Here is a 15167-nt window from a genome sequence, read left to right on the forward strand (position 1 = left end):
GCCGGCGAGCGGGATGAGCCGGCCGGGTGCGCCTCGGTGCGCCCGGCCGGTGCGCCCCGGTGCGCTCGAGCCGTGCGCCTCCGTGCGCGGCCCGGGTGCGCCTCGGTGCGCCCGGGAGCAATGACTGCTTTTCGTTCCTGGGGAGGGATTTGCGCCGATTGACCCCATTTCGTTTCGGTGCAGGGCGTCGTGAGCGGTCGACGGTTCGTTTCGGGAATCCTCGGGCCGCAACTGGGTTCGTTTCGCGCGGAGGGTGGAGGGGGCAGGGGAGCACCCCTCGGGGCCAAGGCTCGGCGGCTGGTGCGCCCCGGTGGAACCGCCCGGTGCGCCGGTTTGGTGCGCCTCACTGCGCAAGACCGGTGCGCCTGGAAACACTCCAGGGCAAGAGATCGTTGTTGTTCCCTGGAAACGAGTTCTGTCAAAAGCCCTCGATTCGTTTCGGTGGGCGTGATCGGCGGTTGGCGTCGTTCGTTTCGGGAGTTCTCGGGGCGGAAATGGGTTCGTTTCGCGCAGGGGAGGACGATGCGGGAGGGGATCTCCCTGGGTCATCGGAGCGTCGGAGGAGCGGAGAGACTTCTTGCAATCGCACATGGGTGATCGTTGAATCTGAAATATCGCAGGTTCATGAAGCGTTGATGCGGGGGAGGCCAGGGGAGGCAGCGGGGGCCATCCGAGGGTTCTGTGCGCGCATGGTCCTCAACGACATCATCGTGAAAAGGGGGAGCGGTAGTCACTCGAACCAAAGAATATGGACGAAGGCGGGGGGGAACCGTGTTGGAAACCTCCTCCTGCTTCCATCTCAATTGATACGTCTTGGGTGGCCCCGGTGGCTCGCCAACCGGGGCGGCGCAGCCGCACGAGTCTCCAGCTGGCCGCCCAGGACCGTATGGGGATCGCGCTCGCGGGCGATCCGATCGGCCGGGGCAGCCGCAAGCGCCTCCTGCTGGCCGCCCTGCGCCATCTCGTCGCTGCGCGACCCCGGTTGGCGAGCCGCCGGGGCCACCCCGCGTCAACTCCGGGACTGGAAACGCCGGCAAGCGGCGGACACGGGTGGAGTCACCCATGCCACCCGAGGGCAAGCCGCGTGACCGCGTCGACCGGCAGAATCGGGTAAAAAGGTGGAGGCGGAACGGGGATCGGCCGATGAGAGGGACAGGGGATTGTGCGGGATCGCGATTCCCGGGTCGGTCTGCTGGGCGGTTGGCGTTGCCGGTGGGTTGCCGGGGCGTTCTAATATGATGGGAAAGGCACCGAAGGATTGACCGCTCGCTCGGCACGCTCGGGGAGTCGGTTCGGAGGCATTTCCCGATTATGCAAGACCGCATCGCCTACCAAGGGATGACCTTTGACGACGTGCTGCTGGAGCCGGCGCTGTCGGAACTGCTCCCGAGGGAGGTCGAGACGAGGACCCGTCTGACCGCCTCGATCGACCTGAACATCCCGATCCTCTCGGCCCCGATGGACACGGTGACGGAGGCCGAGCTGGCCATCGCCCTGGCGCAGGAGGGGGGGCTGGGGATCATCCACAAAAACCTGTCGATCGAGGACCAGACGATCGAGGTCGACAAGGTGAAGCGGTCGGAGAACGGCATCATCGTCGATCCCGTCACCCTGCCGCCGACGGCCACCGTGGCCGAGGCGCGGGAGCTGATGAGCGACCACAACATCTCGGGCGTGCCGATCGTCGTCGAGGGGCGGAAGCTGCGCGGGATCCTCACGAGGCGCGACCTGAGGTTCCTGGAGCGGGACGACCTGCCGGTCGAGGAGGTCATGACCAAGACCAACCTCGTGACGGCCCCCGAGAACACGAGCCTGGACGAGGCCGACCGGATCCTGACGAAGAACAAGGTCGAGAAGCTCTTGCTGGTCGATGAAGACGCGACGCTCAAGGGGCTGATCACGATCAAGGACATCGACAAGCTGCACAAGTACCCGCTCGCCTGCAAGGACGCCCGGGGGCGGTTGCGGGTCGGGGCGGCGGTGGGGGTGTACGACTTCGAGCGGGTCGCGTCGCTGATCGAGGCGGACGTGGACCTGATCGTGGTCGACTCGGCCCACGGGCACAGCAAGAACGTGATCGAGACGGTCCGGCAGGTGAAGCGCGACTTCCAGATCGAGGTCGTCGCCGGCAACGTGGCGACGGCCGACGGGACCCGGGCCCTGATCGACGCCGGGGCCGACGCGGTGAAGGTGGGCATCGGGCCGGGGTCGATCTGCACGACTCGGGTGGTGAGCGGGGTGGGCGTGCCGCAGATCACGGCCGTCTATCACTGCTCCAAGGCCGCCGAGGGGCGGGTGCCGATCATCGCCGACGGCGGGATCCGGTATTCCGGGGACGTGGCCAAGGCCCTGGCCGCCGGGGCGCACTGCGTGATGATCGGCGGCCTGTTCGCGGGGCTGGCCGAGAGCCCGGGGGAGACGATCATCTACCGGGGGCGGAGCTTCAAGCAGTACCGGGGGATGGGGTCGATCGGCGCCATGGCCAAGGGGTCGGCCGACCGCTACCGGCAGGACGTGCAGAAGGGGCCGGACGGCAAGCCGACGGCCTCGCAGAAGTACGTGCCCGAGGGAGTCGAGGGCCGCGTGCCCTACAAGGGGCCGCTGGCCGATTACGTGTATCAGCTCATCGGCGGCCTGAGGGCCGGCATGGGCTACTGCGGGACCCAGACGATCGAGGAGCTGCGGACCAAGACCCGGTTCATCCAGGTCACCGGGGCCTCGGTGTCCGAAGGCCACCCGCACGACGTGGTGATTACCCAGGAGGCCCCCAATTACACCAGCCCGGCGTTCGAGGGGGAATCGAGTCGCAATTCGGTCTGATGCGATCGGGGCGGCCTCCGGACGGGGTCAGGATGACCCCAGCCACCCCAAACTCGGGGGAGTTGAGGCCCGTTTTGTTTTGTTCCGGTCGGCCTTGAGGTGGGGTCGGGATGACCCCAGCGAGCACAGCAAAAGCCCCGGCCAGGCCCGATCGCAAACGGGCCAAATCCGGGGCGAGATCGGCGCGGGGGGATTCGATCGGATCGGATCGGGAACTTCGGCCGGTTGGTCGTCTGAATTAACGGAAGCAATCGGGGATCGGATGGAGCCGGGGGCGATCGGGCCCTTCGTGCTCCGGAATCCGACCCGGCCGCGGCGCGGGGAAGGCCCCGCTCAGGGCAAGCAAGGAGGCTCGGTGTGCGTCGTCTCTATCCGGTCGTGACCCTGACCACAGCCCTGCTGACGGCCGCCGCGGCGGCCAGCATTTCGTCCAGCAGTCTCGCGCAGGACGGCAGCCGTCCGGCGGGCCGGCCGGGGGCGAGCCCCTCGGCCCCCGAGGCGCCGGCGGCCCTCGGGTCGAGCGACCCGATGGCCTCGGCCCGGTCGCCGCGCCACCTGCTGCGGAACGGGCAGGATTATCTGAAGTACGGCGAGTACCTCCGCGCCCTGACCCTCTTCCGGGAGGCGGAGGCGAGGATCGGGGAACTCGCCGACGCCGAACAACGGGAACTGCGCCAGGCGATCGAGGACGCCCGGCAGGGGATGCGCTCTCCCGAGGCATCGGGCGGCGATTCGGGCACGGTGACGGCCCGACGGGGCCCGAGCCGGTCGCGGACCGGGGCCATGCCCGGCGCGATCGCGCTGGCCGAGCCGCCCCGGCCGGCGGACGCCTTGCCCGGCTCGACCGACGGCGTGGTTTTGACCGGCGGCGAGCGGCCGGCCGCGGGCCCGGGGATTCCGGCCCCCCCGGTCCCCTCGGATCTGGTGCCGCCGATCCCGCCCGAGCCGATCAGCATCGACCCCCGCGTGCTCCCGTCGGCGGCCCAGTCGGCGCCGGCGAGCGGCGGGGCACCGTCCCCGGCAGGGATGGAACTGCCGCCGATCGCCTCGGCCGCGTCGAACGACCTGCCCGCCTTGCCGACCGAGGCCTCGGCCCCGGCGGCGGTCGCCGCGCCGGCCGCGGGGTCGGCGCCGTACGGTTTGCCCCAACTGCCCGAGGAGACGGGACTTCCGGCGATCGAGACGCCCTCGGCCTTGCTGGGGGCGGCGACGCCCGAGCCCTTGCCGGCGGCCTCGAACCCGCCGAGCCCCCCGGATGAGCTGCCGGCCTTGCCGCCGTCGGCCGAGGAGCTGATGGAGCTGGGCCAGCGAGGGGCCGCGCCCCCGACCCCGATGGCGGCCCCGGCCCAGGGAGCACCGACCTCCGGCTCGCCCGCCCCGGCCCGATCGGCGCCGCCGACGCCGACGCCGACGAGCCTGTCGGCCCGCGAGGCGGGGGATGGGTCGCGGGGCTCGATGGATCTGAACGGCCCGGCGCGTCGGGGCGGCGGGGCGCCGCGCGATCTGCTCTCTCCCGAGCAGCGGGAGGAGGTCATGATGATCGTCCGCCGCCAGGAGGAGGCCGAGCGGCAGGGGTTCGAGCCGGCCCCGCTGCCGGACGACCCGCTGGCGCCGATGTACGAGGAGGACGAGCTGTCGAGCCTGGCGATCGAACTGCCCCGGCCGCCGAGCCCCTCGGAGATCCGGCCGATCCAGTCGATCCCGGTGGCCGAGGACTACGTCGAGATGCCCGCTCGACGGTTCGCGCCGAGCCGCAAGTACTGGTCGGCCGCGGCCACCTGCCACCTGCCGCTCTACTTCCAGGACCCGGTGCTGGAGCGTTACGGGCAGAGCGTCGAGCAGAAGCTCGGGCCGGTCGGCCGCTTCCTCTCGTACCCGCTGGACGACCCGAAGCAGAGCCAGCAGCGGAACCAGCTCGCCCAGCCCTTCTTCTCGGCCGGCCTGATGGCGGCGCAGATCGTCACCTGGCCATATAAAGCACTCATGGACACCCCGAGCGAGGCCGAGTACGACCTGGGCTATTACCGGCCGGGCGACCTGGTGCCGCCCGACCTGATCTACGCCCCGCTGCACGGGGTCGGCCCGCCGCTGCAAGGCAAGCGATACTGAGCGGTTGGGGCGTCTCCCGGCGCCCCGGCGTGCCCCGCGTCCGGATGATGAAGGCCCGGAGGATCGGCGACCAGTTCGCCGGCCTTTCGGGCCTCCGGGCGTCGGGGAGCAGGCCACCGTGGGGGGCCGGACGCCCTGGCTTTCGAGAAATCGGGCGGGATCGTTTGGAGAAATCGAGACGTTCGTGTATGATCGACGGCATCGCTTCTTCCGGGGTCACGGGCCGGGAAGCGCCCTTCTTGCCTCCTGCCGTGACGATGTGATGAAGGCGGTGTGAGCGTCTGAAGAGACTTCGCCAAACCAGACCGAACCCGGATTGATGACTCGGCGCGGATCGCGTAGAGTGGTGGTCGGTATGGGAGTTGCGTCCCTTCGCGTCTCAATGCGGTTGATGCCGGTCTCCCAGGGCCCGAACGCCAGTGCAGATGAGTCGCAGCAATGATGATGGAATCAGAGAGCAGGGCGGGAACCGCTGGTGATCGGCCGCATTCGTACCTGAATCGTCACCTGGTGCGCGACCTGGAGGAGCTCTGGAGCGAGGTCCTGAAGCTCGCGGCGGTCGTGGAGACCTCGTTGCGGTCGAGCGTGCAGGCGCTCTGCTCGGGGAAGATCGAGCTGGCCAACGAGGTGAAGGCCGACGAGCCGACGATCGACCACTGGCAGGTCCGGATCGAGCAGGATTGCCTGCGGATCCTGGCGCTCCACCAGCCGGTGGCGTCGGATCTCCGGCTGGTGACCTCGGCCCTGAAGATCAGCTACGAGCTGGAGCGGATGGGGGACCTGGCGGCCCACATCGCCAAGCGGGCCCGCAAGCTGGCCCGGCGCGACGAGCCGGTGCCGCTGCCGCCGCAGATGGAGTACCTCGGGGTCGAGGCCCTGGGGCAGGTCCACGATGCGCTCGACGCCCTGACCCGGGGGGATACGGACATCGCCCGGCAGGTCATCAAGGGGGACCGCGAGATCGACCGTCGGCGCCAGATGATCCTGAAGGATCTGAAGAAGTCGATCCGGCAGGACCCGGGGCAGGTGACCATCTGGCTGCACCTGATCAACATCGCCCGGAACCTGGAACGGATCGCCGACCACGCCACAAATCTCGCCGAAACGGTCGTTTACGTCAAGGAAGGCACGATCCTACGCCGGGACGACCCGCAGCCGATCAGCGAGCCGTCTTGAAGGGGCGGTCGCCGTTGTCTTCGAGCGGCTCGGGGCTACCCAGCACGGCCAGGTGGACCCGACGGCGCTCGAAGGCGTGGAACCCGCAGCGCTGGTAGAGCCGATCGGCGGGGAGGTTGCGCACGTCGACGGCCAGTTCGAGCCGATCGGCGTGGGGTCGGGCCCGTTCCAGGGCGTGGGCGAGGATGCGACGGCCGAGCCCTCGGCCGCGGACCTCGGGGGCCAGTCCGAGGTAGGAGACCTCCCAGGTCGATTCGGAGCTCGCCAGCAGGAGCAGGACGGCCACCGGCTCGGACTGCCCCTTGAGCCTGCCCAGGCGCCAGCGTTCGGGGTCGAACGGCCCTCGCGCGAGGTGCCCCCGCATCACGTCGTCGAGGCAGCGGATGCCGGCCAGCTCGGGCATGTCGAGGCTCCCCTCGTACGAGCGATCGAGAATTCGGTCGAAGTGCTCGTGCCGCTCGGGGGCATACGGCTGCCACTCCAGCATGGGGGTTTCGGGGGGGACGGGCAGTTCGTTCAGGGTTGGGCGGCCGAGGTAGAGCAGGTCGGTGACGTGAGGGAGGCCGCCCCGGGTCAGGTCGAGGCCGGCCTGCTTCGGCTGGTCGTGATCGACGAGGGCCTGGGCGAGCCGGATGCCCCTGGACTCGGAGAATCGCAGGACGGCCCGGACCATGGACGAGGCGAGCGAGGCGGTCCGCCAGGACCGGCCGATGACCGGGGGCCAGATCGCGACGGCTCGCCCGGCGAGGGTTTGGCTCAGCATCGCGCCGATGATCCGCCGCCTGCGGTAGGCGACCCAGAGCCCGGAGAGGTCGAGCTGCCCGGCCGATTCCTGGCGGAGCAGCTCGACGATCATGTACTCCCGGGTCGAGGCCGAGAGGCGGTGGTAGAGGACGGCCAGGGCCTCGGCCCGCTCGTCGGGCGGGCACGGACCGATCCCGAGCGCCCGAGCCGCCGCGAGGGGGTCGGGACGGGCCTTCGGGGCCGAATCGTGGGGGGAAGGAGTCGATTCCTCCAACATGAGCGGGCCATCCCTCCGTATACTTATCATATGCGACCCAAACCCGACCCGACGACGCAAATGCCCCCTGAATCCTTCGGAATCCGGCCCGAGTCGGCTTCGGACCCGGACGCGGCCTCGTCTTCGGCCTCGGGCCGACTGGGCGGGGCGACCGGCCTGGCCGAGGACGCCGGCGACGCCCGGCTGGTGGAACGCGCCCGGGAAGGGGACGAGGAGGCGTTCGCCACGCTCGTCCGCCGCTACGAGCGCAAGCTGCTCCGCGTCTTGACGCGCCTGGTCCACGACCACGAACTGGCCCGGGACCTGGCGCAGGAGACGCTCTGGCGGGTCTATCATCGGCTCGATCGCTTCGATACGAGTCGGCGATTCGGCCCGTGGTTGTTCCGGGTGGCCGTGAATTTGGGGGTCGATCAGTTGCGCCGGCGGTCGGGCCCGCCGACGACCTCGCTGCCGGTCGACCGCCGACGCGAGGAGGACGACCCGGGCCAGGCGTCGGCGCTCGACGTGTCGGACCCCGACCCCCGCCCCCGGGAGGAACTGGCCCAGGAAGTCCGCTTCGTTTTGGAACAACTCCCGGTCAAGGACCGGACGATTCTCGTCTTGCGGGACCTGGAAGGATTCTCGTCGGCCGAGGTGGCCGCGATCGTCGGCCGCCGCGAGGCCACGGTCCGATGGCGATTGGCCAAGGCCCGCGACCAGTTCCGCCGGCTCTGGGAACGCCGGATGCTCCAGCAGGACCAGGGAGGGACCGACCCCTTGAACGCCTATTCCCCCGAGGCCCCTCATGCCGATTAAAACCTGTGCATGGGTCCGGGCCCGCCTCCCGCTCCTGGCCGGGGGCGACAGCCTCGGCCTGGACCGCTGGGTGGTCGACCGTCACCTGGTGCGATGCCCCGAGTGCCGGCACCGCCTGGAATCGCTCCGCGCCAGCCAGCGCGTGCTGGCGTCCGAGGCGATCGACGACCCGATCGCCGCCGACGCCCCCTCGCTCTGGCCCGACCTGTCGAGGCGGCTCCGCCAGGCCCGGCGCCCCCGGGCCCGGACGGCCTGGGGCTTCGAGCCGCATCGGGCCTGGGCCTTGCCCCTGGCCGGCGGGCTGGCCGCCGGGCTGCTGGTCGCCGCCTCGCTCGTAACCTTCGGCGCGTGGCGCGACCCGAGGATCGACACGCTGGTCAAGGAATACGTCGCGCTCGACCAGTTATTGACGACCGATCCGCCTCGGCTGCTCAAGCCCGAGGACCCCGAGCAATTTGAACGGCGGCGGACGCGGCCCCGGCCTCGGCCCGCCGCGGCGTACCGCGAGTCGCACGCCTCGGTGACTCCCGAGGAGATGCCGCCGGCCTCCTCCCGCTCGATCCCCGCGCCGCCGCCCTCGCCCTCCGAGGACGAGCTGACGCAGTGAGTGAGGCCCCGTCCGAGGGGCGCCAGGGGTCGGCAACGACCGACCCCTGGCCGCCCGAGGGTCCCGCGCGGGCCATCTTGGGGACGGCGAGGCGAGCGGGGCGCGATCAATCGCCGCCCGGGTCGGTCGCCTCGGCCGATCCGATCTCGTACTTGACCATGCCGGGGGCCTCGCCGTACGAGTAGTACCCGGTCAGGACGTGCGATCGGATGGCGCCGTTCCAGGTGTACGTCGTGGCCTGAATGCCGGGCTGGTCTTGCTGCAAGGGGCCGTCGGCCTGCTTGCCGAGGATCTCCTCGACCCGATCCCGGGGCAGCAGGTCGTCTTCATTGGCTTCGAGCGCCTGGTCGAGGCGATCGACGGCGCTGTTGAACTGGAAGAGGGCGTTCAGCTCCAGCCCGCCGACGATCAAAAGCACGATGAGCAGGACCATCGAGATGGCGTTGCGCGCGGGCGAGACCTTCGCCCTGGTCTTACTCGATCCGGCCGCTGCCTCGGGGGCGGGCGCAACGGGGGGGGTGGACGGCGACGGCGACGGTGACGGCGCGGTTGGAGTCGATTCGGGCGAATCGGTCGGAGTCGACATGGGGCCTCCGGGACGTGATCGAGTCAACGAGATGAGGACGCGTCGATTGACGCCGGCCCTTACGGTATCGCGGCGATCAGGGCGCCGCAACGCTCCGGGGGATTTTGACGACACGGGGCGCGCGGCGCTAATCGATGAACCACTCGAAGACGCGACCGGGGTCGTGCCGGCTCACCTTGATCGCGGCGATCCAGGCCAGCGGCGGCAGCAGGACCCGGAGCACCCGTCGCTGACCGTGCAGGACCTCGCCCCAGAGCATCACCACCCAGGCCGTCGCGCTCGCGATGAGGGCGGCCGGGCTGGTCGCGATGATGACGACCGTCACCCAGTACAGGAGACTCACCGACGGGGCGATGCCCAGCGGATCGTCGAGCGAAGGGCGGGGGGGATGGCCCAGCATCCTCCAGGCGAGCAACCAGGATCCATACACTCCCCCGGCCACCAGCACGGGATGGAGCCCGGCGAGCAGGGCCAACTCCCTGCTTCTGAAGAAGCGTCTCGATCGCGTGTCCGAACCGTCCCGGTCACTCCCCCGGCCGCGCGAGGGGGCCGAGGGAGCTTCGAACGGGTTGCCGAAATCGGGGTCGGCGAGGTGGCGCATGCCTCCGGTCCGGTCCGGTTTCGATCAGCGGGAGGGGTTGACCAGGGCCTCGGGGTCGTTGATGACGAGGTAGTGGCCGTGATCGGCCGTGATGATCAAGGCGGCGTCGTCCCAGGAGCTGTGCTGCCCGACCCAGTCGACGATGGCCCGGATGGCCTCCTCGCCGGAGAAGACGGCGCCGACGGCGGCGTCGAGGTTGTTGTCGTGCAAGGCCCAGTCGACGTCGCCGGCCTCGACGAAGAGGGCGAAGGGCCGGTCGGGGTCCTGGCCGAGGACGGTCAGGGCGGCCTGGGTCATCTCGGTGAGGGTCGGGTTCTCGGCGATGTCGGCAGGGGAGTACTCCTCGGCCTCTCCGGAAATGCCCGGGGCGGGGTCGTAGCCGCCGTTGGCGGTCTGGTAGGGCAGGTGGCCGTATTCGGTGCCGAAGAAGCCGAAGAGGCGATGGCCGCCGGCCGCGGCCCGCTCGGCGGCGGCGCCGAGCACCTCGTTGCCGTTGGCCCCTTCGGTGCGTTGGGCGACGACATAGGGGCCGCCCTGCTCGGCGTCGATGGCGGCCAGGTCGTCCTCGGTCAGGTAGACGTTGCCGGCGACGGCGTTCGCCCCCTGGCGGCGCTGCAGGGCCTGGAGGTTGCCCGTCTGGCCGAATCCGGTGCCGATGACCACGTCGAGGCCGGGCAGTTCGGGGGCGCCGCGCTCGGTGGCGATGCTCGGCAGGCCGAGCATGTCGCGGGTCAGGTCCTGGTAGTCGTCGCGGTCGACGTTGCGGGCGTAGAAGGCGGCGGGGGAGGCGTGGCTGATGGGCACGCTGGTCACGGTGCCGACCTTCCAGCCGTCGCGCTGGAGGTCGTGGAAGAGGGGGGTCACGAAGGCGCCGTCGGGGCCGACGTTGACGCTGCCGTTGTAGCTCTTGACGCCGGCGGCGATCTCGGCGGCGCTGCAGGAGCTGTCGGTGTAGGCGTGGGGGACGCCGCCGTGGTCGTGGAGCTGGGCCAGTTCGCTCGGGGTGGCCGCCTGGCCCCGGAGGTATCCAGGGGCGTCGAGCTGGGGATCCTGCAACGGGCCCCGGCCGGCGAACCGGGGGTCGTAGCCGCCCCGGAGCACGTCGTCGGGGAAGGAGACCGACTGGTCATCGACGTCGGTGCGGGCGTTGCTGTGCGTCGGGCTGGTGACGACCGCGCCGACGGCGAGCGAATCGTCGGCCCGGTAGGCCGGCCCGAGTTCCCCGGCGAGCAGGGCGTCCCTGGCGTTCGGGTCGCCCGACTTGACGATGGCCGCGGCGTTCAGAGTGTCCCAGTCGAGGCCGTCGAACAGGACGACGAAGAGCTGTTTGGCCCCGCGGCCGACGGCCTCTTTTTGCAATCGGTAGAGATCGGCCTGGTCGCCGTACTCGGCCTCGGGGTCGAGGGTGTGCTCGGGGAGGTGGCCGTAAAGCTCCTCCAGGCGATCGGCGTCGCGGTAGGAGCTGTTGGCGCCGGTGATGCTCGCGAGGTCGACCGTCTTGCCCAGGGTGAAGACCGGCACGAGGCGGTTGGTGTGGCTCGTGTGGTTGGAGAACTCCCCGCCCTGGCCCTGGGAGCCGAAGTGGTAGGGTCGTTCGCGTGGTTCGTCCTTCGAGGCGATCTGCTCGGCCTGGAGGGTCTTGAGGGGGTCGGCGTCGTCTCGGGTCGGCGCGGGGGCGGCGACGGCAGCGGCCATGGCGGCCGAACATCCGAGCGCGAGGAGGGCGGCGGGGAGGGGGGATCGTCGCGGGGCGGGGCTCATCGGGCAGTCACTCCAGGGGATGGACACTCACTCAGTCGCGGACGTTGCCCGGCCTCGGTCCGACCAATCGACGGGTCGATCCGGAGGCCGAGGGCCGGGACCCGGGCAGCGTTGAGGGTATCATACGCCCGGGGCCTCCGGGAACCGCTTCAGGGGGCCGACACGCCGATGACCGTCACCGCGATCATCAGGGCGAGCGGGATGATGATGGCCGCGGCGATGAGGCCGCCGATGACCTTGCCGGCGGGGTCGAGCGTGCGGTGGTCGGACCAGCCTTCGGGGTAGGCGAGGCAGCGGATCAAAACGATCAGGCCGTAGACGGGGACGACCAGGGCCAGGCCCCACCAGGCGCTCTGCCCCATGTTCCTGATGCGCAGGCCGCTGACGTAGATCATCGCGGCGATCTGGGCGAGCATGGCGAACATCGAGCCTTGCAGGTACGCCTCGGGCCGGACGAGCGACAGGATGACCAGGAAGACGACCGAGGCGAGCCAGATCAGGACGCCGAGGCCGAAATAGAGGCCGCGGCCGATACCGCCGTAGGTCTTCCCGACGGCCATCGACGGCGACGATGCGCCCAGTTCGGCCTGAGGGGCTTCGTAAGGATTGTCGTACGGGTTGTCGATCGCCATGACAGGAAGGCTCCCCCGGCAAGCGGGCAGGCAAGGCCGAGCGGCCGGGGTCCCCGGTCGCGGACGGCCGCAAAGGCCATCAAGCTTGACGGATGGGAGCATCCCGATCAAGCACGCTCTTGATGCAATCGGCCGTCGGGAGGGCCGGATCGGGCGGGAGAAGGCGGGGCAGGGCGGGTCCTTCAGGTCGATCCGTCGGGCCGGCGGCGGCGGTGGGCGAAGAACTTCCAGATGACGGTCGTGGCGTCGATCAGGTCGTTGCGGGGGCCGATCAGGATCGGCTCGGCCAGGTGGGCGCGCCCGCCCGGCCAGGCGTGGCCGTGGCGGTCGATCAGGATGAACTTGAGCGTCGCGCCGTCGGGGCCGGGGGGGTAGCAGAAGGAGTGCAACAGGCCGTCGTGCTCGATGACCGTGGACGTCTCGGGACAGCCGATCTGGGCGGCGTAGCGTCTCAGTTCGGGGAGGATCTCGGGGGTCCGGCGCACTTCCCAGGGGAGGACGGACAGCCCCCCCTCGGTCGGCAGGAGGGGGTCGGCCCCGCCGAAGATGGTGAGGATGGAGACCCCTTGGGCGTCCTCGGGGGGCTCGACGTAGCGCAGGCCGGCCACCGAGGCGACGGCGGCGAAGACCTCGGAGCGCTCGGCCGCGAGGCGGAGCGCCATGGCCCCGCCGTTGGAGTGGCCGGCGGCGTAGATGCGATCGGGGTCGATCCGCCAGCGCCGGGCGATCTCGGCGAGCAGGGCGTCGAAGAAGGCCAGGTCGTCGACCCGGCTCCGGGGGCGATCGGGGGGGTGCTGGCCGCTGTTCCAGAGCCTCGGGTTGAAGGCCCGGCTCGGGTTGACGAGCGGGCGCAGGGGGAGGCCCGAGGGGGCCGCGACGATCACCCCTTCGCGGTCGGCGAGGTCGTCCCAGTGGGCCTCGTCGAGGAAGGCGGGGCCGGACCCGGAGGCGCCGTGGAGGGCCAGGACCAGGGGCCACCGCCGCCGGGGGTCGTCGTCGTAACCGGCCGGGACGTGCAGGGCGAAGGTCCAGGCATGGCCGGCGACCTCGATCGAGCCGAGGTGACGCCCCTCCCGGGCGTCGCCGGCGTGGGGATGGGCCGCGTTGGCGCTGGCGAAGGCCTCGGGGCCCTCGGTCCGCCGCGCGGCCAGCGCGAGCACGGCGAGCACGATCAGGCCGAGCCATCGGGCACGGTCGGGGGGTATCGGCGGTGGCGCGGTCATGGTCCGTCGCGCTCCCGTCGCAGGGTCGGGTCGAGGTCGCGGAATCGTCCAATCCGTCTGGGGAGACCGCGGTACTGTAGTCCGGATGGGTTCGTTTGCCTATGCCGATTGTGAGAATCCCGGGACGGGCCTCCGGGGGATCCATCGGCCGGTCCGTCGCTGGTCATTGCGAAATTCTCTAGACGGGCCCGATGTCCCGGGGGGCGTCCGGGGCCCGGATCGGCGGCGAGGCGGCGGGGCGAAGCCCTTGGTTCCCGGCGGCTCCTTGCGCAGAATGGTCTGCCAGACGCTCGCGAGGCCGCGGTGCCGCGCCCGAGGGCCTCGGCAATCGAATCGGCTTGGCCGTAGATGCTGATATGAAGGATGTCATCGCCATCGTGCTCGCCGGCGGCAAGGGCACGCGACTGGACCCCCTGACCCGCGACCGGGCCAAGCCCGCGGTGCCGTTCGGCGGGGTGTACCGGATCATCGACTTCACGCTGTCGAACTGCATCAACTCGGGCATCCGCAAGCTCCTGGTCCTGCCGCAGTACAAGGCGTTCAGCCTGAACCGGCACATCGACAAGTCGTGGAAGTTCCTGGCGCCGAGCCTGGGGGAGTTCGTCGAGGTCTTGCCGCCCGAGCAGCGGATCGCCGAGAGCTGGTACGCCGGCACGGCCGACGCCATCTACCAGAACATCTTCCGGATCGAGCGCGAGCAGACGCGCGACACGTTGATCCTGGCCGGCGATCACATCTACAAGATGAATTATGCGGACATGATCGCCGAGCATCGGCGGCGCGACGCCGACCTGACGATCGCCTGCCTGCCGGTGCCCCGGCTCGAGGCGCGGGACTTCGGCGTGATGCACGTGGACGAGCAGGACCGGGTGATCGGCTTCGCCGAGAAGCCGGCCGAGCCGGAGCCGATGCCCGGCCAGCCGGGGATCGCCCTGGCCTCGATGGGGATCTACGTGTTCAAGACCCGGACGATGTTCGAGCTGCTGTTCGAGGACGCGAAGCATTCGGGCAGCCGGCACGACTTCGGGCACAACATCATCCCCCGGATCCTCGACTCGCACGCGGTCGTCGCCTACTCGTTCCGCGACGAGAACCGCAAGGCCGCGGCCTACTGGAAGGACGTGGGGACGCTCGACGCCTACTACCAGGCGAACATGGACCTGATCCAGGTCGATCCCAGCCTGAACCTCTATGATCCGTCGTGGCCGATCCACACGTTCCAGCCGTCGTTGCCCCCGCCGAAGTTCGTGCACGCGGTCGACCACCGGGTCGGGGCGGCCTACGACTCGATCGTCTGCAACGGGTCGATCCTCTCGGGGGGCCGGGCGCACCGGAGCCTGCTCTCGCCGAATGTGCGGATCAACAGCTTTGCAATCGTCGAGGATGCAATCCTGTTCGAGGGGGTCGAGGTGGGCCGCCACGCCCGGGTCCGGCGGGCGATCCTCGACAAGCACGTCCGCGTGCCCGCCGGATTCTCGATCGGTGACGACCCGGAGCGGGACCGCTCGCGGGGCTTCACGGTGACCGAGGGGGGGATCACCGTCATCCCCAAGGGTGAAGACCTGGAACGGTTTGCCCCCTGAGCGGGCCTCGGGCCGGGCGGCCTGCATGACGGCCGCCCCGCGGACGCGCGAAGCTTCCAGGCAACACAACCGACAAAATCGCGCGCTTGCACTGGAAATTCCGACGGCACCCCTCCTACAATACCGCACCCACCCGCGAGGCCGATGGACCTGTCGGCCTCGCGGGCGGTGATCCCCCCTTGCTCGTTTTCCGCCGTTACGACTCTGGATCACGATCTGACTGAGAGAGGCCGGGGGCAGTCACCTTTTCGCT

At 70.2% G+C, this 15167-nt stretch carries 12 protein-coding genes; 6 read left to right on the forward strand and 6 right to left on the reverse strand.

Annotated features, from left to right (window positions below):
• Positions 1–1311: 1311 nt before the first annotated feature.
• From guaB to phoU, 3 genes are all read left to right on the forward strand, one after another.
• A complete protein-coding gene (guaB, locus tag AB1L88_RS03210; RefSeq protein WP_367095183.1) occupies positions 1312–2820 on the forward strand; it encodes an IMP dehydrogenase in 1509 nt (502 codons plus the stop codon).
• A 357-nt stretch (positions 2821–3177) separates the two neighbouring features.
• Entirely contained in the window at positions 3178–4929 is a 1752-nt protein-coding gene (locus AB1L88_RS03215; protein WP_367095184.1) for a hypothetical protein, read from the forward strand.
• A 438-nt stretch (positions 4930–5367) separates the two neighbouring features.
• Positions 5368–6105, forward strand: a complete 738-nt coding sequence (gene phoU / locus AB1L88_RS03220) for a phosphate signaling complex protein PhoU (RefSeq protein ID WP_367095185.1) — start codon at positions 5368–5370, stop codon at positions 6103–6105.
• Here phoU and AB1L88_RS03225 read toward each other — a convergent pair.
• Positions 6089–7126, reverse strand: a complete 1038-nt coding sequence (locus tag AB1L88_RS03225) for a GNAT family N-acetyltransferase (protein WP_367095186.1) — start codon at positions 7124–7126, stop codon at positions 6089–6091. The genes phoU and AB1L88_RS03225 overlap by 17 nt on opposite strands.
• A gap of 60 nt (positions 7127–7186) precedes the next feature.
• Here AB1L88_RS03225 and AB1L88_RS03230 point away from each other — a divergent pair, with 60 nt between their 5' ends.
• Both AB1L88_RS03230 and AB1L88_RS03235 read left to right on the forward strand, forming a co-directional pair.
• Positions 7187–7921: a sigma-70 family RNA polymerase sigma factor gene (locus AB1L88_RS03230; RefSeq protein WP_367095187.1), complete on the forward strand. Its 735-nt coding sequence runs from the start codon at positions 7187–7189 to the stop codon at positions 7919–7921.
• A complete protein-coding gene (locus AB1L88_RS03235) occupies positions 7911–8528 on the forward strand; it encodes a zf-HC2 domain-containing protein (protein ID WP_367095188.1) in 618 nt (205 codons plus the stop codon). The genes AB1L88_RS03230 and AB1L88_RS03235 overlap by 11 nt, the downstream gene beginning before the upstream one ends.
• Positions 8529–8634: 106 nt before the next feature.
• Here the strand turns inward: AB1L88_RS03235 and AB1L88_RS03240 are convergent, their stop codons facing one another.
• From AB1L88_RS03240 to AB1L88_RS03260, 5 genes are all read right to left on the reverse strand, one after another.
• Positions 8635–8961 (reverse strand): hypothetical protein, encoded by a 327-nt coding sequence (locus AB1L88_RS03240; RefSeq protein WP_367095189.1) that lies wholly within the window; start codon positions 8959–8961, stop codon positions 8635–8637.
• Positions 8962–9241: 280 nt separating this feature from the next.
• Positions 9242–9715, reverse strand: a complete 474-nt coding sequence (locus AB1L88_RS03245; RefSeq protein ID WP_367095190.1) for a hypothetical protein — start codon at positions 9713–9715, stop codon at positions 9242–9244.
• Between the two features lie 24 nt (positions 9716–9739).
• Positions 9740–11410, reverse strand: a complete 1671-nt coding sequence (locus tag AB1L88_RS03250) for an alkaline phosphatase (protein WP_367095191.1) — start codon at positions 11408–11410, stop codon at positions 9740–9742.
• 215 nt (positions 11411–11625) lie between these two features.
• Positions 11626–12108, reverse strand: a complete 483-nt coding sequence (locus tag AB1L88_RS03255) for a hypothetical protein (protein WP_367095192.1) — start codon at positions 12106–12108, stop codon at positions 11626–11628.
• A 182-nt stretch (positions 12109–12290) separates the two neighbouring features.
• Positions 12291–13331: a PHB depolymerase family esterase gene (locus AB1L88_RS03260; RefSeq protein WP_367095193.1), complete on the reverse strand. Its 1041-nt coding sequence runs from the start codon at positions 13329–13331 to the stop codon at positions 12291–12293.
• Between the two features lie 356 nt (positions 13332–13687).
• Here AB1L88_RS03260 and glgC point away from each other — a divergent pair, with 356 nt between their 5' ends.
• Entirely contained in the window at positions 13688–14914 is a 1227-nt protein-coding gene (glgC, locus tag AB1L88_RS03265; RefSeq protein WP_367095194.1) for a glucose-1-phosphate adenylyltransferase, read from the forward strand.
• Positions 14915–15167 lie beyond the last annotated feature (253 nt).

This window comes from Tautonia sp. JC769 (genome assembly GCF_040717455.1).
In the GTDB taxonomy this organism is placed as follows: domain Bacteria; phylum Planctomycetota; class Planctomycetia; order Isosphaerales; family Isosphaeraceae; genus Tautonia.